The 25,020-nt window shown below is 41.3% G+C and carries 16 protein-coding genes and 3 pseudogenes; 10 read left to right on the top strand and 9 right to left on the bottom strand.

All coding sequences use genetic code 11. From position 1 onward, the window contains the following. Positions 1–75 precede the first annotated feature (75 nt). Both L0B17_RS05890 and L0B17_RS05895 read left to right on the top strand, forming a co-directional pair. The gene (locus L0B17_RS05890) at positions 76–795 is read left to right on the top strand and encodes a CoA transferase subunit A (protein ID WP_235088315.1); all 720 of its coding nucleotides are present in this window, start codon (positions 76–78) and stop codon (positions 793–795) included. Positions 796–798: 3 nt separating this feature from the next. Continuing rightward, a pseudogene (locus L0B17_RS05895) lies at positions 799–1,457 on the top strand (3-oxoacid CoA-transferase subunit B). Between the two features lie 22 nt (positions 1,458–1,479). On the opposite strand, the gene L0B17_RS05900 reads toward L0B17_RS05895, so the two are convergent. Beyond that, positions 1,480–2,604 carry an IS630 family transposase gene (locus L0B17_RS05900; protein ID WP_235088316.1) on the bottom strand — a complete coding sequence of 375 codons (1,125 nt, stop codon included), beginning with the start codon at positions 2,602–2,604 and terminating at the stop codon, positions 1,480–1,482. 52 nt (positions 2,605–2,656) lie between these two features. Here L0B17_RS05900 and L0B17_RS05905 point away from each other — a divergent pair, with 52 nt between their 5' ends. From L0B17_RS05905 to L0B17_RS05925, 5 genes and pseudogenes are all read left to right on the top strand, one after another. Beyond that, positions 2,657–2,920: a LexA family protein gene (locus L0B17_RS05905; protein ID WP_223418192.1), complete on the top strand. Its 264-nt coding sequence runs from the start codon at positions 2,657–2,659 to the stop codon at positions 2,918–2,920. 985 nt (positions 2,921–3,905) lie between these two features. Then, positions 3,906–4,133 carry a hypothetical protein gene (locus L0B17_RS05910; RefSeq protein ID WP_235088318.1) on the top strand — a complete coding sequence of 76 codons (228 nt, stop codon included), beginning with the start codon at positions 3,906–3,908 and terminating at the stop codon, positions 4,131–4,133. 113 nt (positions 4,134–4,246) lie between these two features. Continuing rightward, entirely contained in the window at positions 4,247–4,468 is a 222-nt protein-coding gene (locus L0B17_RS05915) for a penicillin-binding protein (RefSeq protein WP_235088320.1), read from the top strand. Positions 4,469–6,513: 2,045 nt separating this feature from the next. Further along, positions 6,514–8,502 carry an EAL domain-containing protein gene (locus L0B17_RS05920; RefSeq protein WP_235089612.1) on the top strand — a complete coding sequence of 663 codons (1,989 nt, stop codon included), beginning with the start codon at positions 6,514–6,516 and terminating at the stop codon, positions 8,500–8,502. Further along, a pseudogene (locus L0B17_RS05925) lies at positions 8,501–9,010 on the top strand (sensor histidine kinase); the annotation flags it as partial. The gene L0B17_RS05920 and the pseudogene L0B17_RS05925, both read left to right, overlap by 2 nt. Before the next feature lie 592 nt (positions 9,011–9,602). Here the strand turns inward: L0B17_RS05925 and L0B17_RS05930 are convergent. Next, on the bottom strand, positions 9,603–10,571 hold the full coding sequence (locus L0B17_RS05930) for a DUF4862 family protein (protein WP_235088322.1): 969 nt from the start codon (positions 10,569–10,571) through the stop codon (positions 9,603–9,605). A gap of 392 nt (positions 10,572–10,963) precedes the next feature. Between L0B17_RS05930 and nagA the strand changes: the two genes are divergently transcribed. Together nagA and L0B17_RS05940 are read left to right on the top strand one after the other, a co-directional pair. After that, positions 10,964–12,100: an N-acetylglucosamine-6-phosphate deacetylase gene (gene nagA / locus L0B17_RS05935; RefSeq protein WP_235088323.1), complete on the top strand. Its 1,137-nt coding sequence runs from the start codon at positions 10,964–10,966 to the stop codon at positions 12,098–12,100. Positions 12,101–12,117: 17 nt separating this feature from the next. Further along, positions 12,118–13,023: a dihydrodipicolinate synthase family protein gene (locus L0B17_RS05940; RefSeq protein ID WP_235088325.1), complete on the top strand. Its 906-nt coding sequence runs from the start codon at positions 12,118–12,120 to the stop codon at positions 13,021–13,023. Positions 13,024–13,176: 153 nt separating this feature from the next. Here L0B17_RS05940 and nagB read toward each other — a convergent pair. From nagB to L0B17_RS05965, 5 genes and pseudogenes are all read right to left on the bottom strand, one after another. Next, positions 13,177–13,976, bottom strand: a pseudogene (nagB, locus tag L0B17_RS05945) (glucosamine-6-phosphate deaminase). A 33-nt stretch (positions 13,977–14,009) separates the two neighbouring features. Beyond that, a complete protein-coding gene (locus L0B17_RS05950) occupies positions 14,010–14,894 on the bottom strand; it encodes an ROK family protein (protein ID WP_235088327.1) in 885 nt (294 codons plus the stop codon). Beyond that, positions 14,891–15,610 (bottom strand): N-acetylmannosamine-6-phosphate 2-epimerase, encoded by a 720-nt coding sequence (locus tag L0B17_RS05955; RefSeq protein WP_235088329.1) that lies wholly within the window; start codon positions 15,608–15,610, stop codon positions 14,891–14,893. The genes L0B17_RS05950 and L0B17_RS05955 overlap by 4 nt, the downstream gene beginning before the upstream one ends. A gap of 16 nt (positions 15,611–15,626) precedes the next feature. Further along, entirely contained in the window at positions 15,627–18,332 is a 2,706-nt protein-coding gene (locus L0B17_RS05960; RefSeq protein WP_235088330.1) for a sodium:solute symporter, read from the bottom strand. Between the two features lie 202 nt (positions 18,333–18,534). Further along, positions 18,535–19,245 carry a transcriptional regulator NanR gene (locus L0B17_RS05965; protein WP_235088332.1) on the bottom strand — a complete coding sequence of 237 codons (711 nt, stop codon included), beginning with the start codon at positions 19,243–19,245 and terminating at the stop codon, positions 18,535–18,537. A 201-nt stretch (positions 19,246–19,446) separates the two neighbouring features. Here L0B17_RS05965 and L0B17_RS05970 point away from each other — a divergent pair, with 201 nt between their 5' ends. After that, entirely contained in the window at positions 19,447–20,256 is an 810-nt protein-coding gene (locus L0B17_RS05970) for an alpha/beta hydrolase (RefSeq protein ID WP_235088334.1), read from the top strand. Between the two features lie 122 nt (positions 20,257–20,378). Here the strand turns inward: L0B17_RS05970 and L0B17_RS05975 are convergent, their stop codons facing one another. Beyond that, positions 20,379–23,237 carry an exo-alpha-sialidase gene (locus L0B17_RS05975; protein ID WP_235088336.1) on the bottom strand — a complete coding sequence of 953 codons (2,859 nt, stop codon included), beginning with the start codon at positions 23,235–23,237 and terminating at the stop codon, positions 20,379–20,381. 569 nt (positions 23,238–23,806) lie between these two features. Then, on the bottom strand, positions 23,807–25,009 hold the full coding sequence (locus L0B17_RS05980) for a cyclically-permuted mutarotase family protein (protein ID WP_235088338.1): 1,203 nt from the start codon (positions 25,007–25,009) through the stop codon (positions 23,807–23,809). Positions 25,010–25,020 lie beyond the last annotated feature (11 nt).

Here is a 25,020-nt window from a genome sequence, read left to right on the forward strand (position 1 = left end):
CCATAGGAACACGGCTGGTTTTCGGTAATAGTAGCTAACATAACTTATGAGTTAACCTTCAAAAGAGAGAGCTTTATGTCTGGATTTAATAAAGTCGTTAACAGCTATACTGAGGCATTATCAGGTCTTGAAGATGGTATGACGGTTATTGCTGGTGGGTTTGGATTATGTGGCATTCCTGAAAACCTCATTAAAGAAATTAAAAGAATGGGCACCAAAAATCTGACCGTAGTATCCAATAATTGCGGCACCACAGATTACGGCTTGGGCCTATTATTGTTTGATAAACAAATAAAGAAAATGATTGCCTCCTATGTGGGAGAAAACGCCAATTTTGAAGCTCAAATGTTGTCGGGTGAGCTTGAAGTTGAACTAACACCTCAAGGTACCTTAGCGGAAAAAATGAGAGCAGCAGGCGCTGGCATACCGGCGTTTTATACTGCTACAGGGTTTGGAACTGATGTGGCGATAGGTAAAGACGTCAAAGAGTTTAAGGGTAAAAGCTATATACTTGAGGAGTCGATAAAAGGTGACTTTTCAATAGTTAAAGCGTGGAAAGCAGATACGTTTGGTAACCTGGTTTTTCGTAAAACTGCCCGTAACTTTAACCCACTAGCAGCCACTGCAGGAAAAATAACCGTCGTTGAAGTTGAAATTATTGTTCAACCTGGAGAGTTACATCCAGATGAAATTCATACCCCAGGCATCTACGTTGATCGCCTTATTCAAGGCACGTTTGAAAAACGTATCGAGCAAGTGACCACCCGACCAGCAGCAATAAAAGTAGAGGTGTAAATTATGGCACTAACAAGAGAGCAACTCGCTAAACGTGTCGCCCAAGAACTTAAAGACGGCTACTACGTTAACCTAGGTATTGGCATTCCTACATTAGTCGCAAATTATATTCCTGATGGTATTGAAGTGATGCTGCAATCAGAAAATGGCTTGTTGGGTATGGGGCAATTCCCAACGGAGGATGAGGTTGATGCCGATCTTATTAATGCAGGCAAACAAACGGTAACTATGGCGACAGGCGCCGTTGTGTTTGATTCAGCAGAGTCTTTTGCCATGATAAGAGGCGGGCATGTAGATTTAACCGTTTTAGGCGCTTTTGAAGTCGATACTCAAGGAAATATAGCGTCTTATATGATCCTGGTAAACTGATAAAAGGCATGGGCGGTGCGATGGATTTGGTTGCAGGCGCTGAGAATATTATCGTGACCATGACACATGCTTCTAAAAGTGGTGAATCTAAGTTGCTGACAGAATGTACATTACCGTTAACGGGTAAGGCATGTATTAAGAAAGTGATAACTGATCTGGCATTTATTGAAATAAAGAATGGCAAATTTCACTTACTTGAACGGGCACCAGGCGTCAGTGTTGAGCAAATTATCAAACTGACTGCTGGCGAACTTGTTGTACCCAGTGTTGTACCTGAAATGGTGCTTGATTAATACCTGCTAGTACTAATTCCATTTAATTCTGACTGTTTAAAAACTTATAAGCTCGGTTGAGTTTCGACCAGGCGTTATCTACATCAAACATCCAATTAATACTAGCCTTCTCGTTATTCCTGGTTGTTTCCCAAGCCTTAAGAGAAAGCCGCAGATCATTCCACGTGCCAATTCGTCTATCCAAACATTGTCTGTTCATCACGCCTATCTCAATTTCTACCATATTTAACCAACTGGCATGTTTTGGGGTGTAGTGAAATTCAATTTTCTTCAAGATACGCCGAGCTTCTGCTGCTGGATAAGCTTTGTATAAAGAGCCTGGGGAGTGCGTTGTGTAGTTGTCTAAAACCAAGTGGATTTTATCGGCATCAGGATAATGAACATCAACCAAATCCCGCATACACGCTGCAAAGTCTTCTCGTTTCTTGGTTGCTGTTGCTTTAGCATGTCGCCAGCCTCTATGCCTATCGTACATCAGATAGATATTGGCCACATCTTCACGCCGGTACTCGTAATCTTCTTTAGCTAAGTGTCCTGGCGAAGCTAATTTGGGCGGTTTCACATGTGACACCAGTTGTTTCATTGCTTCATCAAAATTAACCACAGGATGTTTTTCATCCGCAGGCATTGCATAAATATCAAGTACCTCTTCCATCTGCGCAATGAAGTCGCTATCTAACTCGCCAATACACCACATCTTCTTTTGCCATGGTTTTAATTCATTGTTTTTAAGCCGTTGACGGACGGTTTCCAGCGATACGCTTTCAAGCTCTGTCAGCGTAATTAATCTGTCTGCGATGAGTGATAATGTCCAGCGAGCGCGGCCATCTGGTGGCTCGCTACAAGCAATGCTAACTAATGTTGCATCATCATTAGCTGAGAGTAATTTGGGTTGCCCTGTTCGTTTTCCTTCGGCGAGTGCGACCTTCAGTCCTTCTTCTACGAAGCGTTTTTTGGTTCGGTAAATAGTAGAGGTACTGGTATTGAGTAACTGGCTGATATCTTTATCACTGTGTTGATGTTGGTTTGCAAGCAACAGTATGTTGGCTCGTTTTAACAAGCGAGCATTGTGTAGGCCCTTGCTTAATAAAGTCTTTAAGGTGTGCAGTTCTTCTTGGGTCAACTCTACAAGGTAAGTGATATTCATGGCATGATACTCTCATCTATCAAAGACGATAATTGATCACAAAGCCTTAAAAATGTCGATCCCCACAGAGAAAAAAATTAATTCCGCATTTAGTGTGAAGCAAGGCCAATACCTTGCTTTCATTTATTATTACAGCAAAGTGAATGGGTATCCGCCAGCTCAGGCTGATATCCAGAAGTACTTTGGTGTTTCAGCCCCAACAGTTCATCAGACAATTTTGAAGTTAGAAACAGACAAATTGATCAGCCGAACTCCGAGAGAAAGTCGTTCTTTGAAAGTATTAATAAAGACCGATGAGCTACCATTGGAATGGTAGCTCAATCGATCATAACTAAATTGAAATGGTACTAGATTAAGCAAATAGCGGCCAGTAACGAGAAGGTTTAGTATCAATGTTTCACTTAGTGAAGCTTTGTCCTGTTTTGGATACTCGCTGGCTCATCTACACCCGAATTATTGTCTCTTCGATTTAGCTTCATTGATGGACAAAAACTGAGTAAGACTGAAACTCTATCTATAGGCTTGCTCAGCCTTACAGTTGGACAAAAGCGGGTTGGCAGGTTTCATTTTATAACAGTGTAACCAGATCCAATTAAAACCTCATAGATGTCAGATTGACTTCAAGTGCAAATGATCCCGCGAGACGCCGCAAGCACCTCCATGTAGGCTTAACCAAAACATCCCTGTTTTGGATACTCGCTGGCTCATCTGCACCTGAATCTTTGCCTCTTCGATTTAGCTTTATTGATAGCTGTGGCAAACGATAAACACAAGGCCTGGGATGACCCATCGGAAGCGTTAGGGCTTTTGACAATGGCCGAAGCAGACTACAAGCGAAATTAAAAGCTGGATCGACCCCATCGAATTATGCGCTTTCAGCATTTTTCGTCTGGGGCGGCAGGGCCTAATTCTCACATGGAAAGTAAAGAGGGTATTGCTGCTGATACCCTTTTGGTCAGGTGTGGGCGAAGCGCCAAAACGTTGATTTTTTTAAAATGGTAAACAAACTTTGGGCACAAACATTTTAAGACTTCATTTTCTCTTTTTAAAATGCTGCTAAAAATGATCAAACGATATTCTAAATGAGCAGACTTTATGAAGGCTTATCAAACGTTAGTATAAACACACAACATTAAGTATCGACTACACAAATCAGCTTGTAACGAAATGCCATTAAGCTGGCAATATTACCAACAAAAACAGTGGTTTTATTTGAACCTCTGTATAAAGTCAGTTAGTGTTTATTTTATATACCACCACGCGAGTCATACTAATATGCTTGTTCTGCGATTTGAGGGTGTATGCATCATTTTAATATAAGCCGTATTAATACTGATTTTGGTATCTTTCGTCTTTCAGGTATTTGGCAGGGTGAAAGCATAGATACTTCAAGCGTAGATGTGACAATGATAGAAATTATGGGAACTGACGGTTGGGTGTTGTTACATCAATTAAATGATATGACTATAAAGCTAATTAATGACTTAACACCGACTATTCATGCACACTTAACCGCTCAAAACGGGTGAATATACACGTTAGTGAATAGGGCGTTTACTTGCAGCAATATCACTTTAAAGCCTTAAAAAATGCTACAAGTTAACGTGTTTTTAATTTAAACAACGATATAAGGGATTTTTACATGAGCGATAAAATTAACCCATCAGCGTTAAATGCATTAAAAATTGCCTTTACCTATATGCCAAAGTCAATTGAAGTCACTAAATATGAGTATGGTGATGATTACAAAAAAATCTTAGAACACATTGAAACAGTAAGAGAAATATTATTGATCAATGATGTTGATCCTGAAGAGGTTTATGGTGACATTAACCCTGAAAGTACGCCTAATTCCTCTTATTAATTTGGTGATGTTAACTGCCGTCATTCAAATGATAAATTTTAGATGTTTGAGGCCGACTTACAATAGTGGGGGGGACAGATAGGCTATTGAAATGAAAATGATACGCAGGAATATGACATAGTTTAAACTTGCCATAATTTGCTGGTTTCAAGGCAGTTAATCGCTATTGAATGACAAGTTTTTCCAATAATCGATTTTTGATTAAGCTTGGTCTAAAGTTATACATTAGATATGATTTAAAGTCGTTCAGATACTTTTTATAGGTTCTTTTTATAGGTTCTATGCCATAGTACTGATATTCGATGTGACAATATTAATAGCAATCCCAACTATGGGGTTGAATCTAAAATTATTATTTATAATCAATTGCCTATAATGTTGTTCATGGTTGACGGAACTACACACTCACTAGAGACAAAATGAAATTACACCACTTTAGCCTACAAATGACTCTTTCATTATCCCTGATACTGTTGGGATTATATGTATTATGCGGTTGGTCATTAGGCTCGGAAGTAATGGTACGCATTCTGTCTGGTTCTGTCGTTATGAGTATTAATGCCGCTAGCATGTTTATTATTGCTGGATTATGTTTATTCCCCGCTAACGGTAATTATTTGCTGTTACGTATACAAAGTATTCTGCCTTGGTTTCTGGTGTTATTACCCTGTGTGATCCTGAGTCAACACCTGTTTGACTATAGCCTTGGTATTGACTGGGATAGTATCCATGTAGCAGTTAAAGATGGCAATCCACACCCAGGTCGCGTAGCCCCCAATACTTGTTTTGCACTTCTTTTAGCCGGTATCGCTTTCATTCTGGTCGCACGGTCTCAACTTAGCAGGTCTATTCATATCAGTTTAATGCTACTGATTGGTACTGTATTTTTGATTGGAGTAACAGCATTACTGGGTTATGCATTGGATCTGGAAGGTATGTATCGAGTCGCTATGTATAACAAAATGGCTGCTACTTCAGCTTTTGCTATCACAGGGATTGGTATTGGGTTATGGCTACGTTTACCGCCAGCTTCACTATCGCATGTAAAGGATGTTGAGAGCCCAGATAAGCATATTATCCGAGTTGCTGCCGTTGTACTGACAATTGTTACTATTTTAACGGGTTTGATTGGGTTCAGCGTTTTAAGGCAAGGACTAGAACAGTCGATGTCTGATTCGCTATTACGTACAACTAAAAACTACGCAACGACATTTGCAGTGTCTATTAACCAACAAGTTGAATTTGCTAATATTATTGCAACTCGTCCTGCACTACAAAAACACCTGCTGCGAATTAACGCTACGCCACAGGATACTGAAGTTATGAACTTGATTGACACTGTAGCAAAAAGTTTTCTGGTCAGAGGATTAAGCGGGATCCAGTTTTTTAATGCAAAAGGGGAATATTTATTAACAGCCGGTACTATGGTGCGAAAAGACGCTGTTATGGCTATACCACTACAAGGGACTGAAGATCACGCAGTGCTTCTTTGGCACAATGGCTTTGTTCTGTGGGTTGAAAAGTTCATAGTTCGTGATGGTCAGGTAATAGGTAAATTTATCACCGAGCAAAAAATGGATGCCTTAACAGAGATGTTATATGAGGCACAGCAAGGCAGTAAATCGATTGATACCTTGATTTGTGGTCGCGATAAAAACGATGCATTGTGCTTTGCTAGTCGCTTTTATCCGGCTAATTTGCGCTTTCCAATGTACAAAGATGGCCAGCTTAATTTAGCTATACCGCGGGCATTAATTAACGAACAAGGTGTAATTAAGGTCAATGATTTACGGGGTATACCGGTTTTAGCGGCCTATACGCCAATTAGTCATTTTGGACTTGGTTTAGTATTAAAGGCTGACTCTGTTGAGTTTTATGCACCCATCCGCGAACGATTTAATATGTTTGCTGGTCTGCTTTTTATAATTATTGTGATTGCAACTTTGATATTACGATCTCAAGTTCAGCCATTAGCACGCCGCTTACACCAAGATCAGCAACGTATGCGAATTATTATTGATAGCTCACATGAAGCGTTTATTGAGATGGATCATCGTGGACTCGTAACTGATTGGAATATAGAAGCTGAAAAAACCTTTGGCTGGTCTAGTCAAGAGGCAATAGGACGAAAGCTTGCTGAATTGATTATTCCGTCGTCACTAGCACACAGCCATCAACACGGTTTGGAAAAATTCCTTAGCACAGGTCAAGGCCCTATGGTCGGCAAGCGTACGGAATTGACAGCGGTTGATCGTAATGGTATTGAATTTGTGGTTGAGATCACTATTAGCGCACTTAAATCTAACGGTCACTATAGTTTCACGGCTTTTTTACATGATATTTCTGATCGTAAAAGAAGTGAAGTAGCATTACTTGCAGAGAAAGAATGGTTACGCGTGACACTGAGTTCTATTGGCGATGGTGTAATCACCACAGATACAAGCGGTAATGTGACGTTTTTGAACCCAGTAGCAGAAATGATGACAGGCTGGAGTACCGAGCAGGCAATGGGTTTACCCTTAGTCACAGTATTTCAGATAATCAATGAAATAACCGGCGAAGCGGCACCTAATCCGGTTGAGGAAGCACTACTTACCCAACAGGTAGTAGAGCTTGCTGAAAATACCGTACTTATTCAACGTGGTGGGACTCAGTTTTCTATCGAAGATTCCGCCGCTCCAATCCGTGACCTGCAAGGCAATATTTTAGGGGTTGTGCTCGTGTTCCACGATGTTACCCAAGCACGTGCAATGGCTGCTGAGCTGCGTTTTCAAGCCAAGCACGATTCATTGACAGGGCTAATTAATCGTCGTGAATTTGAACGTCGTGTTGAGCGAGCATTACAAACAAGCCAGCTACAAGATAAAACACATACCTTGTTATATCTGGATCTTGACCAATTTAAGATTGTTAATGATACCTGTGGGCATGTTGCTGGCGATGAGTTATTACGACAGTTAACTACATTAATGCAGCAAAAACTGCGTAAAAGAGACACTTTTGCCCGACTAGGCGGCGATGAATTTGGTGTGTTACTGGAAGATTGTGTCACCGAACCCGCTAAAGTTGTGGCTGAGCAATTACGCCAAACGGTTGCTGATTTTCGTTTTGTTTGGCTTGATAAAGCGTTTCCAGTCGGGGTGAGTATTGGACTGGTTACCTTCAGTAATGATATACGCCTTTTATCTGATATTTTACGAATGGCCGATGTAGCATGTTATGCCGCGAAAGAGAAAGGTCGTAATCGAATTCAAGTATATATGGCCGATGATGAGGAGCTTGCGCGCCGTAATGGTGAAATGAGCTGGATTGTGCGCATTAAGCAGGCACTGGATGAAAATAGATTTGTGCTTTATTCACAGCGCATCGCTCCACTGGGAGATGACGCCGATAAGGGCGAGCATTATGAATTATTGCTTCGTATGAGTGATGGGAATAATACTATTATTCCCCCTATGGCGTTTATTCCTGCCGCAGAACGCTATGGTATGATGCCGTTATTGGATCGTTGGGTTATTCGAACTGCATTTTCCCAGTACGAAACTCGACATGCGCTTGGTAGTAAAGTGACATGTTCGATTAATATATCGGGAAAAACCATTTGTGATGATAGCTTTTTATCATTCGTGCTTGAACAATTTGAGCAACATAACATACCGCCAGAATGCATTTGTTTTGAATTAACAGAAACCGCAGCGATAGCTAATTTAAATCAAGCCGCCATATTAATCCGTGATTTAAAAGCCATAGGTTGCCGCTTCTCTTTGGATGATTTTGGTAGTGGTATGTCATCTTTTGCATATTTAAAACATCTTCACGTTGATTATTTAAAAATTGATGGTGAATTTGTCAAAGACATGCTTGATGATCCGATAGATCACGCCATGGTGGTTTCGATAAACCATATTGGGCACGTGATGGGAATTAAGACCATTGCGGAGTTTGTCGAAAGCGATGCCGTTATGGCCGCACTAGCTGATATAGGCGTTGATTTTGCTCAAGGTTACGGTATCGAAGTTCCTAAGCCAGCATGATACCATCGAAAATCGTACCACTCATTTAAGTCAGTTTATCTCTCATTATGCCGAGTTTGCTAAACTGCCGCTGCCGCAAAAACAGCTGATTGATTGGCCTAGGATGACCCAGCAGTTAGCGCAGCAATATCCCTTTAAGGTGTTATCACCTTTACCGCAAAATCCTATTAAGCTTGATGCGGTTCAGTTAGAGCAAGTGCTGATTAACTTACTTAAAAATGCCCATGAGTCTGGTGCAAGTGCTGAAAGCATCGCACTAATTTTTGAGGAAATAACCCACCCAGTGATTGGTTTATTGATCAAAGTTGAAGATGATGGGAGTGGCATGTCTAGTGAGGTGTTATCACAAGCTTTGTTGCCTTTTTATTCGACCAAGCAATCTGGCACTGGGATTGGTTTGCCTTTGTGCCGCGAAATTATCGAAGCGCACGGTGGCCGAATTAGCATGCAAAACCGCTCGAAAGGGGGCTTAACGGTCAAAGTATGGTTCCCAGTACTGCAGAGTTAATTGAGATTAATCAGCGTTAGGCTTAACGTGCAAAGACTTCTGCGACACGCCACCAGCACGCCCTTGTGGGCTTTGCTACCTTTGCCTGAATCGATGCTGGCAAAGCGGCTGCCACGTTGGCACTGCTTTCTTTTCGAAATCACTACTTTGAATTAATGCTGCACCAACAAAAAATGGTGGCAGTACTTAAAAATACTGATAGTGGTATGTAAGCAGGTAGATAATGGTATGCAAACAGGTAGACAGAAGTATGCAGATGTAGACTCTAAGTTACGGGTAGTTGGCTCTGAATTAGAGCAATACCATAGCAAAGTCATAAACAATAAAGTTTAACAAGGCGCTGAATAATATAGAGCTGTTTTATGAGTGGTTTCAAAGTGGGATGAATTCGTCGATTTTGAATGAGAGCCACTCGACTAATTTACATATACAAGTCATTCAATCAGGACTTTTAACCGTTGGCGTCCTTAGCTTGGCAATGTGTGCTTCGAAGCTGAAGCGCTATAGTAAGACATTAAAGCTCAACTAAAGCAGTTGGTTATGTTGAAATTCACGCCACATTATAACCAACAATTTTAGTCCATTTTGCTCATTATTGAACTTCAAGTACATGATCGAGCAATGCTGTTATGCTTTTAATATATCCAATCCGTTGAGCAACACTTGCCTTATTTGGGCTTAATGAGATTTTTGCGCCAATAAAGTCTAGTTGTTGATAATTACATTGTTGTATGGATTTTTTCATTTGCTCCATTGTTAACAACGAATTTTCCGCATAGCAAGGAAGAAACAAGGCTTGCGCTGGTGGCATGTGGGTATCTTTCCATTGCCCGTAGGGGCCGTCTATATCTGAGGTGCCGGAAAAAATAATGCCTTTTAACAAGCCATTTAGATAGGCTTGCTTAATATGTTGTATGGGGCCATTAGTGTCACGAGTTTCAATAGCTGAACGCCCCCAATTTATACTGATCCCTATGTCACTATTCAGTTTACTGTTAACCTGTTTAACCGCCGTTATTTCATCTTCTAAGCGCATGAAACCTTTTTCAGCTTCTTGTCCTACAATATAAGCATCGCAATGTTCGATGATGAGTTTTGCACCATACCAATTCCAAGATTGCATAGTTTCAAGCGATGTTTTTAAAGCTTGAATTGATGATTGGGTGTGTTCAGTTATCTTTGGCGCCGTATGTATTTTTAAATAGCTAACAGCTTCTCTTTTTAAGTGATTATTTAATTTTAATATGGCTTGCTGAGCTTGTTGATAAAAGGCCAGGGCGGCTTGTCTGCCTGCTTCATTGGTGGAGGCTATACCAAAGTGCGGATTGTGCGCAAGTTGTCCCATTACACCAGGAATTGACGTGAAAATAAATTGCCACCTGTTATCAATATTCTGAAGAAACCACTCATCATCATAAGGATGTAGCCGTCCCACAAAAGGATGCTCTAAGCCAACGATATTGCTCAGTGATTTGAGCTCTTGGTAGTAGTTAGTCTCTAATTCTTGATCCCATAGTTGGGTAGAAGGTGCTGTAGCATAAGCACCAATCATATATTCCATCAAATATCAGCCTCAATAATCGGTTAAGTCCATTTTGGTATACCTATTACACCACGCGGACTAAGGTAATGCAATCCAGCTTTGTTATTTTTATTGATAAGTAGGATAAGAGAGAGCTCAATAATGTTGGCTGAGCGTAATCTATATTAAAAAAGTGAAGAATCAATAGACGATATCACTGTCACATATCAAACATTATGCTTAAGAAATTAAGCCTTAAAAATATCACTATTTCAGATGATTATGTCATTCCTTTTTACATCAATCTTATTGTCATTTTTTACTTTGACAAAAATAAATCATAAGGTATATTGGTATGACAGGTTGACAGTGTACCTGTAGTAGTTGAGTTTGCGAAACACTTTTATGAAGCCATACGAAGTCGAGATGTCATGATCACAACCGTAATAGCCGATCAAATATTTGATGGCAAAAACATCATTCATCATCAAGCCATCAGTTTTAAAGATGGCAAGATCATCGCTTTTGATTTTGTTGAACATGCGACGACAATAAAGGTGTCCGGGCTGCTTGTGCCGGGTTTTATTGACGTACAGGTTAATGGCGGTGGTGGTTATTTGTTTAACCATGATGTGAGTTTGTCGACTCTTACCGCAATGGTGCAAGCACATAGTAAATATGGGACAACTGGATTATTACCGACATTGATCACCAGTGATCTTGCTACTCTCAGTGCTGCCGCCGATACGATTGCGCTGGCAATTAAACAGAAGCTGCCTGGTGTGATAGGTGTCCATTTTGAAGGGCCTCATATCAGTAAACCTAAGAAAGGCATACATAGTAGTCAATACATCAGACCCTTAAGTGAGCAGGAGCTGGCTATTTATTTTCGCGAGGATTTGGGGGTAAAAGTGGTCACTTTGGCACCAGAACATGTGACCATTGAGCAGATCCAGCGATTAACTCAGCACAACGTCAAGGTGTGTCTGGGGCACTCCAATGCCAGTTTTGAGTTGACTCAAGCTGCATTGGCTGCTGGGGCGTTAGGTTTTACGCATTTATTTAATGCTATGTCCCCTTTGACATCTCGCGAACCTAATATGGTCGGTGCCGCATTGCTCGATGAACACAGTTGGTGTGGATTGATACTTGATGGTCACCATGTTCATCCTGCAACGGCGATGCTGGCTAATAAGATAAAATCCACCGGAAAAATGATGTTAGTCACCGACGCTATGTCAACCATTGGCAGTAGTCAAACCGCTTTTGAATTTGATGAACATTGCATAGTACTCGAAGGCGATAAGTTGATGAGCCAAACTGGGCAGTTAGCCGGTTCAGCATTAGATATGATCAGCGCAGTGAATAATGCTCAACTTATGCTTGGCGTCTCACTTGAGGAGGCGTTAAGAATGGCGAGTTTATACCCTGCTAATTTTCTTGGAATAAATAACAACTCACCCCAACTTGCCATAGGTGCGAATGCTGATTTTACCGTCCTTGAATGTGGTAATAATTCTGCTTTGCATGTTAGTCACACATGGATTGGCGGCAAAAAAATATTTTAAATTTATGGAGATATAAAATGCAAAAATTGACTGGATTAATTTCAGCCCCTCATACCCCATTTGATAGTAACGGTGAAGTCAATCTTCCTGTCATCGACCGCATTGCTGAACTCCTTATTCGACAGGGTGTTAAAGGAGTTTATATTTGTGGCACCACGGGTGAAGGCCTTAATTGTTCTGTGGTAGAACGAAAAGCGGTAGCCGAACGTTGGGTTGCAGCCTCTCAAGGAAAGCTAAGTATTACGGTACATACTGGTGCTTTATCGATTGTTGATACACTTGAACTAACCAGGCATGCAGAAACTCTCGATATTTTTGCTACTTCGATTATTGCGCCTTGTTTTTTCAAACCGAGTTCAGTCGATTGTCTTGTCGATTACTGTGCCACCATTGCTGCACAGGCACCAACTAAGGCGTTTTATTATTACCATTCAGGTATGTCTGGAGTGATGTTTGATATGGAACAGTTCCTTATCAAAGCTAATAAGGTAATCCCAAACCTCGCTGGCATTAAGTTTAACCATGTTGATCTTTATGAGTATCAACGATGTGTACGAGTTTGTGATGGTAAGTTTGATATTCCATTTGGGGTTGATGAGTTTCTTCCTGGTGGCCTGGCCGTTGGTGCTATAGGGGCAGTAGGAAGTACTTATAATTACGCAGCGCCTCTCTATTTGGATATTATTACTGCTTTTAATAAGGGAGATCTGCAGACTGTGACAGCTCTTATGGATAAGGTTATTGCACTTATTCGTCCACTTGTACAATATGGAGGTGTTGCAGCAGGTAAAGCCGCAATGCTGTTACATGGTATTGATGTTGGTGATCCACGCCAGCCAATTAAGGCACTATCGAGCGAAGAGAAAGCGGATGTGGTTGCGAAAATGACTGCGGCAGGTTTTATGGAACACATGTTGCCTTAAAGCAATACTGGTGTACTTGTTGGTGAGTGATTTACTCACCTTGTTACACTGAGATATCTGTTAGTGCACCATTTATTCAACCATCAACAAAATGTTGATGGTTTTTTTATGCCAAATAATAGAGTGTAGGCTTTAGATAACTTTTTTGCTTAGTTAGATAAACAGTCCGTAGGCTTGGTTAATCTTCTGGTGTTCTTGGTTGGCCCAGATGAAATACTCTTGGTCGTTCAACTCACTCGCAGCGTCTTTATCGAGCAAAATGATCGCATTTTCATGCATCTGTAAAGCGGATGCTGGACACATGGCCGTTATCGGTCCCATGATCATTTGTTTTACTGCGGCCGCTTTGTTTTTTCCGGTTGCCATCAATAACACATAACTAGCGTCAAGAATGGTGGCGATGCCCATTGTCATTGCCATTGTAGGTTGATATTCGTTTTTATCAAATAAGCGGCTGTTGTCTTGTAAGGTTTGCTTGGTTAAGGTTTTAATTCTGGTGCGGGACGCTAAGCTCGAAGTCGGTTCATTAAAGCCAATATGCCCGTTTGCACCTATCCCTAATACTTGCAAATCAATACCACCAGCATTACGAATTTTTTTTCGTAAGCAAAGCCTTGAATACGTGGGTTTTGATCTTGCTGGCAAATGGGTAAAAATGTCTTATTTTGATCTATGTCTATATGATCAAATAAATTATCTTTCATAAATGTGCGATAGCTTTGTGCATTATCTGCGGCAATATTATGGTACTCATCAAGGTTAAATGTAGTGACATTAGCAAAGCTTAATTCTGCTTTTTGATGGCGTTGTACCAGCCGTTTATAGAGTTGAATAGGGGTACTGCCTGTGGCTAGGCCTAGAACCGGATTTGATTTATGTTTAATAACTTCAACAATCCACTGTTCAGCATGAGTAGCAACTTGGTCGGGATTATCCAAAATAATAATTTGCATGTTTGTTCCAATAAAATCGCGTTTTAGTCGTTGTTATTGCGTGTCGTGATTGGAGCCATTGAGCGCTTGAGCATACATAGCAGCGCCGGTAAGATCTGCATGCTCTCCTGTCATTGGTGAGACCAAGCTAACTTGATATATGCTCGGTAACTTAGCTATTTTAGCGATCACTCTTTCTTTAAAAGGTGATGCAGTACCGACGCTTCCTCCTAGCACAATCACAGTGGTGCCAGTCAGGGCTTTAATGTTAGCAATTAAGTCAACGAGCGCATCGGTGCATTGGTCAAGCAAAGTATCTATGTCTGGGTGGTCAAGATACTGTTCAAACACGGTTTTACAGCTAACCTCGGTTTTTAATATTTGAGATGCTCGTTTAGCGATTGATGTGCCAGATGAAATAGCTTCGATGCAATTAATTCGGCCGCAATGGCACTGAATATTGAGCGCCGTGGGGCAAGTCACCGACATATGACCTATGTGTGCACAAAAGCCGTCAGTCGCTGTGATTAGCTTGCCATTCTGGATAATGCCACCGCCAATTCCGGTTGATACTGTAATATAAACTAAGGTGTTGTCTTGCCTTTTGGGCCCCAAACAATATTCTGCCCATGCGGCTGCTGCGGCATCATTAAGTATGACCACAGGTAAGTTAAATCCGGTTTTGAGCTGCTGCTGTAAGGGTAAGGTTTGCTTTGCCGACAGGAACTGCACGTGATTTTTACCCACTTGTCCAGTGCAAGCGACAGCAACTAAATGTGCTTTTTCACTCCAGTCTTGGCATAAGTGAATCACATAATTAGCTAGGTTATTGAGATCTTTATGAATTATTGAATCAGTCTTTCTTGATTCAATAATTTTATTGTCATCCATTAATGCGGCAGATATTTTTGTGCCACCAATATCGATTGCAATGATCATCGGGGGATCTCCTCTGTAAGTACAGCACCTGCGATACTTGTCGCAAACCATTGAGTGATATGTTCTACACGGGTGATTGCCGAGCCGACCGTGACAGAGAAAGCCCCAAGTTCAATCGCTTTAGCTGCTCTGTCTGGAGAGTGATAACGGCCTTCTGCAATCACATGTAATCCTTGGCTAACCCAACGAGTGACAAGGGCATAATCGGGATCATGGGGGGGAGGATTCAAATCGGTATAACCAGACATAGTGCTACCAATAAAAGTACAGCCTTGCTGTGCCAACATCAGACCCGTTTCATAGTCAGCGCAATCAGCCATGGCGATACAACCTGCACTATGAATCGCTTCAAGTAGCGTTAACATGGCCACGGGTCTTTGTCTTTGTGTGCCGTCAAACGCTACAATACTCGCGCCAGCTTGCGCTAAGGCTTTTACATCGTCAATAAATGGAGTAATACGTATTGGACTATCGACTAAATCCCTTTTAACAATACCCACTATCGGCGTGTTAGTGACCTTGGCGACCGCTTTAACATTTTCAACGCCTTCAATTCTTAACCCTTTTGCACCGCCATCAACAGCAGCCAATGCCATAGCAACAATATGCTCGACCTTATCCATAGGGCCGTGATCAACCGGTTGGCAAGAAACAATTAACGACTGTTTTAATAATGTTAGTAGTTGTTTCTCTTTTTCTTTATTTACAGGTGTCATACAGATTTCCTAATTTCTAGATTGATACTGGTGTCGATTTAATTGAGGTAGATCGCATGGTATATAAGGTGAGTCCGGTTAGATCTTTGTTCGCACTATTGGCTGTTTGCGTTAAAAGGCTGGCAATATAGCCCACCACTAAACACGACACAATTCCTATGGTGGCAAATAGATAACCATCGGCCCAGCCCAACTGCCATGCAGATACCATTGCTGCTACACCGGCCAAAATACCTGTAATAGCCCCAAAAGAGTTGGCTTTTTTAGTTAATGCACCTAGCACAAATAAGCCACCCAATGCGCCCATAAACATACCGATGACTTTGAAATACGCTTCCATCAGTGAGCGAATTTCAGGGTCGATAAAGATAAGTCCTGCAAGAGTGCCAAGGATGCCCATGATAAAAGTGAGCCAACGCGCAGCATTCATATAGCCTTTTTCGGTATTCACTAGGTTAAAAGGTCGAATAAAGTCTGTGACTAATGTGGTGGCGATTGAGTTCATGCTGGTTGAGACAGTTGATTGCGCAGCAGCAAAAATACCGGCAACAATCAGCCCCGCAACCCCGATAGGCAGTTCAGTAGCGATAAAGGTTGGAAATATTTGATCAATTTGAATGCTAGGGTCTAATTTTTCTGGGTGTGTTTGATAAAAGGCGTATAGCGCTGTACCAATACAAAAGAATAGTAATGCACTTGGTGCTGCAATTACGGCGTTGGCCCAGATAGATTTTCTAGCGTCGCTCGGGTTTTTGGTCACCATATAGCGCTGCACTACCGCCTGGTCGGCGGTGTAGCTTGATAAATTCTGACCAATCCCCCCAATTACAATCACCCATATAGACAGTGTTGTGATGCTATCTAAGCTGAAATCAACATTTACCATAGTAAATTTATCATCACGCAATCCAATGCTAATAAATTCAGTTAATCCGCCATCTAAGCCAGCTACTATAATTACGAAACAGGCTATTGCACCGAGAATGAGTACAAAGGTTTGTAAGGTATCAGTCCAAATAACGGCTTCGATACCCCCCATGGTGCAATAAATCAAACATAGCCCGCCCATAATCAATACACTATCGCTAGCCGATAGTGGGGTTACCGCTGATAGGGATAATGCTGTTAATGCCATGACTATCCCCATTCTGCCAACGTGAAATAGGGTAAATAAACTACTGGCAAATAGCCTCACACTCATGTTGAAACGTTTTGATAAGTATTCGTAAGCGCTGGTGGCATCAATTTGGCGAAAAAAAGGCATAGCCACATAGATTGCCAGTGGGGCAACAGCCACTATCATCCATATACCAATCAGTAAGACCCAATTACTTTGGTAAACCACAGCTGGCAGAGCGACATATGTTAACGAGCTTAACATGGTGGCATATATCGAGCAGGCTGCAGCCCACCAAGGGATAGATTGGCCGCCACGGAAGTAATCATCGGTATTTCTATTTTTGAAGACAAAAAATAGCCCGAGCAATACCACGCAAATTAAATACACCACTAAAACAGTCATATTGATCCAACCAAAATTCTTTTCCGGTTGTTTGAGCGATGCTTGCCAGAGGCGCAACGAGCTCGTGTTATCAGTACCACGATTTAATGAGTAGATGACGCCATTAGAAGAGGTGATGTTTTCACTAATATATTGAGCTGTTTTAGTGTTTTCGTTTATCTGGATATCGTCAGTATTGCTGGTTAAGTAATCTGTCCAACTGTTGGTAATGGCATTAAATGACAGAGTATTACCTTGTTCTGTAAATGCTAATATATGTGATTGGCCAAATGAACTGAGGTTGTTTATTCGTTGATTCAGTTTTTGGTTAGCTAATGTGACGGTACCAATGCTTTGCCATTGGTTTGCGTTGATAGTGTCCTTTGGATCAAACTTCCAATGACCAGTTAACGCTAAAACCGCTTCTTTTGAATAAATGCGGCCTGCTGAATCAAGCTTATTAAGCGGAAGTTGATAACCACCAATGGCAAAGATTTTTTCCCCCGCACCATCGTTTTGTACGGCTAGTTTAATTCCATTTTGATAGGATTTTTTTGGGCTAGCTAAAGGCAGTGACGGCAGTATCTTCCATGAGTTTTGATGGGTGAAATTGTCGAGATCACTTTTACTGTCAAACAATTTTCCCTCGGTGTTGATAAGTCCATTGAGATCCAACGCATAGAATTTATGATTAGTATCCGCGCCAGTTAGAACATAGAGCACATTGTCCATTATGACAGAAGATGGCGATGTTGCTGTGTTAGGTAGCGCAGGCAGTGGATAGCTATAAAGTGTTTTTGACCCAGAATGCCACATGATCAGGTTAACTAAATTTGTCGCTTTCAGCTTTGCTAGCCCTCCACTAACAAGGGTGGCACCATGGAAATCGGTTGCTGCGGCAAAAGCTCGATTACCTTGCTCTGCTGATAAGCTTGTGGCAATAACATTACTGCCATCGACGATGTAAACCACCTCTGGTTGAATGCTGCTATCAGTGATCTGTTCTGCGATAAAAGGATTTTGTTTAACCGTTAAATCTGTTATTCCAGAGGATATAAGTAAGCGAGTACTTTGATGGCTGATGAATGCACCGTAACCAATATTAATCTTGTCTGCTGAAGTGGTATTGACTTCCTGCCATTGGATAGATGTTTGAGCATGGGTGAGCAATGGCATCATCAACGTCAATAGAAATGCTGACTTTAATATCTTGTTAATCATATGTACCCAAATAGTGTTGTTTTGCTGTATACCTGTTATACCACTTGTGTTGCGGTAATACTATGAAAATATTGAGTCAACTAGAGAATTCTTAGTCTGGTAATACCGAAGATAATACTGCGGTTAATGCGATTATGTTGCTATTAACAAAAAGGCTATCTCTCGATAGCCTTTTCTTATAAGTGTCACATTTTATGCGATATTATTTTTCAGCATAATATTTGTCGAATACGTATTGGATGTGTTGAGTCAGTTTTTTATCTGCACCTTCTACATCATGATTTTTAATACAAGCCAAAATTTCTACATGATCTTGGTGGCTTTTGGCATTAAGTTCTTGAGCATTAGTTTTTGCTGGACGAGCGTCAATGACCCAATCAACAAGTGCCTGATGTATTGCTAAAAAAATCGGATTACCTGGGATAGATGCTATGACTCGATGAAAGTAAATATCTGTCTTTTTAAATTGGCTTTCATTATTTATTGCTTTGCCGTTTAGCTCAACCGCTTTTTCTAACTCCTGAATTTGTTCAGGTGTGGCAAATTCAGCGGCGTGACGAACTAAGCTTGATTCAAAAAAACTTCTTAATTGATCAAAGTACTGCAAACCGTTTGGCTGAGATAAAAAGTCTTTTGACATCCCTGATAATTCAGAAATGATAGCTTCTGGTGATGGTCTGGTAACCCGAGTTCTTTCACCACTACTAATTTTAACTAAACCTTTGCGCGCTAGCGCAGATAATGCATCACGAATAGAAGGTCTGCCTACACCAAATGCAGCCATAAGCTCTCTTTCTGAAGGAAGAGCATCTCCTTCGGCTATTTCACCTTGACGTATCATCAGTTCCAATTCTTCTTCAACTGTTTCCGATAGTTTTTTTCGTTCAACAGGACGTTTAATCGTAATTGGCATAATGAATTCCTTGGGTACGCGATTAGTTATGTATCACCTATTGAGCTATTGTACCAATGAGTGACAGAAAGTATACGAAATTATCAGTATTGATTAACTTTTAGTCATGAAAGCGAGGTCAGGTTTAAGCCTAAAAACGTTGAGTTGATGGCATACCTATCATACCATTGTTGGCATCTAATCTATTAACCCTGTGTATATATGAAATGTCATCAGAAAAAAATGATTTATTATGGGGTTGAGAGTCAGCAGTTCGGACATCTTTATACTCCTAGCCACTCTTCAAATACGCCTGTGGTTATCGTGGTTCATGGTGGCTATTGGAAAGATAATCATAGCCTTGAAACTTATGCAACTTACGCCATTGTTGATTACTTACAATCATTTGAGGTTGCAATATGGAATATAGAATATCGGCGTATGAACACCGAAGGTGAAAATAGCAACGCACCCTGGCCAACTACCTTTAAAGATGTTGCTGATGCCATTGACCATCTGCGTCGTATTCAACATAGTGAAAGCTTAGATTTAAGCCGAGTTTTGATCATCGGTCACTCTGCTGGAGGGCATTTAGCGACTTGGGTTGCCTCAAGAGAAAAGATAGCCGCTGATAGCGAGCTTTATTATCAGGCGCCTTTGAAAATACATAGGGCAATCTCTATAGCGGGTATTTTAGATCTGGCGTCAGTGAATGATGTTGACCAACCAGAGCAAATATATCGATTGATGGGGGGAACGCCATATACTCAGCCAGGGCGCTACCTTGCGTGTAATCCAAGCCTTTTATATCACTCCCAAATGGCGCTAACTGTGGTGCACGGTGAGCGAGATACTTGCGTTAACATTTCACAAGTAAAGCAATTCTGCGAACAACCCCAGACTAAGTTAAGGCAAATTATTTTACCTACCGCCGATCATTTTTCGATGCTACCTCATAATGGTGATTGGAGTGCGGCGCAGTGGCAGAAAATCCAACAATTAATTACAGATGAGATACAGGCTTTAGGCTAGGGGATTATAGCGAACACAATAACTTGACTTGATTCGATAGGATTGTATTTTTGTGTTTTAGATAAAAGACGTGTTGGTTTTTTAATAGCCAGCACGTCTTTTTTTATGGCGTTAAAGCTGTGCTATTTCGGTTGAGTGATAGCCAGTTCGAAATTTATATACTTCAATAAAGTACTGCCTGTCGCTTCATAGATAATTCCGATTGAACCATCATGTAGGCGTACTATATCTGAGTAGGCGCTTACGCCATACACTAGTTGATAGGGTGTGCCAAACGTCTGCCCTTCGTTGATACTCGACCAGATCCCTAGGTTATTGCGGCTGGGACCTGATGATGTGCCTATCGGTGCCGACACAATGATTCGGTCTTCAATATCGCCAGAACGAACTGCTGAATAGCGGGTTAAACCGATATCAACCTTCGAGATAACTAAGTCGTGGTTGATTTGAGTCCATGTAACCCCCGCGTCGCTGCTTAAAAAGTGATACCGAGTACCAGCTGCGCCGCCATCGTTTCGAGCAGACAACAAGAGTGTACCATCAGTGAGCTCTACCATATCTGCCTCGGTTGGACCTGATATTGGCGTAAATTGTCCTTTTTGCCAGCTTGTACCACTATCATCGCTGAATACGGTTGCCACATAGAAATTACTATTTCCAGCACGGATAATGGCTGGAAAAATCAGTCTGCCATTGTGGTTCCCTTGTGCTTGGGTTTGCCATTGCAACTGAATACCTTGCCCTGGTCCTGGGTTAATGGATCGCCAAGTGGAATCTTTGACTTGAGATGTTACATCTACTGCAGCTGACCATGTTAAGCCATTGTCTGAACTCTTACGATAAAGTAGGTAGTTGGCATCGTTTGGACCCACACAGTTACCGTTTTGGGCACATAAATCAGGCCATTGAACATAAAATACATATACAGTATTTGTTGCTTTATCAACAAATGGGCGAGGATCTGAATAGTCATATAAGGGATTTTGATGAATAATTTGTACGGGTAGCCAAGTACGGCCCATATCAATAGAACGTTTTAACGAAATATTAATTTGTCCTGCTTGGCCAGGATCGGCACCACTTGGACGGCCTTCTATAAATGCTAATAAGGTACCATCTTCAGACTGAAGTATGGAAGGGATCCGGTAGTTACTCATACCATCAACACCTTCTTGGCCACCTTGAAACACAATGCTTTCAAAGATAGGAGGAGTATTACCAAAGGTTTCAAAGCTAACGTGGCGATAGTTGACAATACCATTGGTGCCCGATGAGCCATTGCCCCACGCTATCACATTTTGACTGCTAGCCGTACCCGCCCATGTTTCAATGGCGATGCCATCAAAACTAAATGTTGCTAAGCCAGATTGTGCATCGTATACCGTTTTATAGGTATGATATTGCTGAGCACCTGTGGTAGTCACTAAGATATGGCTGCCACCGCCTTCCAGATTTGCCACTAAATCGCCATTAGCATTAATACTTAATAAAGCTAGAAATCTTTTGGTACCATTTGCATAGTAATCAGAGATAGCACCTCCGGATACCACGCGGCTGACTATAGTCATTTTCCAGCCGAGGGCATTAGCGTCATTATTGATTTGAGGGCTAGGTATAATTTCCCACTCAGCTCGTCCGCCTGTGCCATTTGCCTGCCAAGCTGCTTGGTCTTGTTCTGTGATTAAGCTGCCGCTGGCTGAACCTACGCTATCATCGATCCAGCCTGCAGAAACCAGGTCTGTATGCAGTTTGTTATTAAAGCTAGCGACAATCGTCGATAGTCTTGTTAGATCTTCAGCTTGTTTTGCCGTCATTACGTTGTCATAAATGCGGGTCTCATAGATACTGCCCCCGAAATACCATTGGCCACCGCTGCTGTCGTAGTTCCGTCCAATATTCATACTATCGAGTTCTGTGACGGCACTTAAAAAATGAGTTGCACTGCCACTGAATGCTAAATGACCATCCACATAGATTTTGGTTCCCTCATTGTTCACCATGATCAAGGCTTTATGCTCTTGATTATTGTTATATGTGGTCGTGGTTTTAGAGTCATTAATAAAGCTGCCATTTTCTCGAGCATGAACTCGCAATGTGCCATCACTATTGATGAGTACAGCAAATTCACTCGAATCATCGACAGAACTTGATGCGCTGAAGAGTGTTGCAGTGGTTCCAGTTGCTTTAAACTGAGTAAAGATACTTCCTTGAGATAAGTTTTGTACTGCAGTTAAGTCGCTATCAATCAACGAAAATTGACTAGCGCCATCAAATACTAAAGCTGATGTATCCCATTGAGCAACCAATTGTGCTTCGGCAGGTGAACTCAACTTTAAGGTGGAGAATGCCACTTTTTTATAATAGGCCACGCTATTAATGTTTGATGAGCCATTACCCCATGTAATCATATTTTGATTACTGCTTTCACCCACCCAATCAGATTCAATAACTACGCCATCAAAACTAAAGGTTGCTAATTGAGTGCTAGCATTAAACTCAATGGCATAGTCGTGATATGAGGCCGCTCCTGTACTTGTAATAAGTGTATGCGTGCCAGCACCAACAAGGGATACCACTAAATCCCCACTTGCATTAATACTTAATATGGGCAGAAAACGTTTCGATCCATTTGAGTAGTAATCAGTAATATAAGTCCCTGACTCTACACGACTTCGCCACGTCATTGACCAGCCATGGGTGTTAGCTTGGCTATTGACTGCAGCGCTTGGCACTACGTTCCACTGGGCACGACCAGAAATACCGTTAGCTTTCCAGCTTGGCGTACCAAGGTCTTGCGCTATTGAGCCTGTTGCTTGGCCGTTAGTAAAATTGTTCCAACCTTGTGCGCTGGGGCTGGTCGAATTACTGGCGTCGAAACTCGTAACGAGGGTATTTGCCTCTGCATAATTTTCATATCCGCTACTTAATGCTAAGGTGCATGAAGTAACCAACATGAAAAATAGTTGACTTATTCTTTGCATAATAAATTTCACCATTTTATTAGAATTAATGTTCTTTGTTTCAATATCAACAATGTTGGTTTTTAAATAAAAAGGTGCTGTTTATTTACGTTAATTAACTGCTCTCTTTCGGATAGAGAATGATCCACGTTACTGACATCCCTGACACCTTCAATTTAGCGTGTTGCAGCGATTGCTTAATCTAGCTTAACTAAAGTCTTCTTAATCCTATCAAGCTGTCATGCATTCACCTATTACACCAATCAATAAGAGCATGTTAACAAATAATTCACAAGTTATTTCTGGTATAACAGTATGATTGGGTGGAGTGTTGTGACATTCATTCACTTAATTGATTAGTGGCGTTGTACCTAAATGCCACTAATCAATTAAGTGTTTGATAGTCAGATGTTATTTTTTATTGGCGTGTGGTTTTACTTTGATTAAGGCGAGGGCGGCAGATAATGACCTGCCTATGTTAGCTTGGAGCTGGGTAGCGTCAGTGGGAACGCGACAGTATCCCGCGGTTATCAGCATACAATAACTAGAAGTGTACTCATCTATGTATATTAGCCCATAGTTACTGTGTCTTACTGGTTTGAAAGCACTGTACCTTGATATATGTTGGGCGTACGAATCACGGGTTTAGTCTCTCCTGAAACCCAATAGATTTTATTTCCTTGCTGAGTGATAGTCAGTGGCCCCGCCCCGCCAGGAAATGGCACTTTATTACTGAGCACAGACCATTTGTTTTGGTGAATATGATAAATCATCTGCTGACGGCTAAAATTAATGTCTTGTTCGCTTAGGCTGAAATATTGCTGCTTAAACGCCGTTAAAGTGTCATTTTTTTGTGTGGTTAACTGAAAGATAGCATCATTAAAAGTGTCGCGATTGACACCGCCCAATAAGACTAATTGGTCATTATTAATCACTGCGGCACCGCCACCTGTGACCGAAAAAGGCTTTTTGTGCAGCGTTATAGGTGCCAATGTTGTCCAATCCAATTTTTTAAAATCAAAAGCATAGGCATCGGTAAGTACATAGTTTTCTTTATCGGCTAACAAATTTAAGCCGCCGAAAATGTAAAACTTATCTTGATGATGAATGGCTGGGAAATCCGTACGGTTAGCACCAGGCAAGGAAGGTATCATTTCACTCTGAATACACGATTTACGGGTTAGCGAATACTGACAGACACGGTTATTCACTTTGCCATTTTGCTCACCGGCAAAGATATAGATGTCGCCACCTTGCCAAGCCGCGGCGCCTGAATGCCATGTAAAAGGTAAATGTTCTATCACTTCGGTGTTGGGAGTATTGTCTACATCTAAAGTTAATTTTATGATTGAGTCGAGGGCTTGCTCATTATTCTTGCCTCCGATGAGATAAAGGCTGTTATCGACAACCAAAGTTGCCCCATGTCCGGCTTTAATAGGTAAGTGCCCGTGTGTCACTAAATTTATGCTGTTATTTTGGGTATTGAAGACAAAAATATCGGTATAAAATTGTTTTTTCCCCTGTTCAAAAAATGGATGTCCATTAGGAAAGTTTGCACCGCCCGCAACAATGAGGTAATCACCAATAAAGCCACTATATGCACCTGAAATACCGATAGATTCAACAAAACTATCCGGATTTGGGAGTTGACCAGCCTTTATCCAGGAAATGGCCGATATTTTGTCTAGCGATGGATCATGTTGGAGATCATGCTCAACTTTATCAGTAGCGTTGGCGTTAAAGACCAACAATACCGCTGAGATTAACAAAAGTAGTAAGCGAATAAGTTTCAATGCTTTCTTCT

This window comes from Shewanella sp. OMA3-2 (assembly GCF_021513195.1).
GTDB lineage: Bacteria > Pseudomonadota > Gammaproteobacteria > Enterobacterales > Shewanellaceae > Shewanella.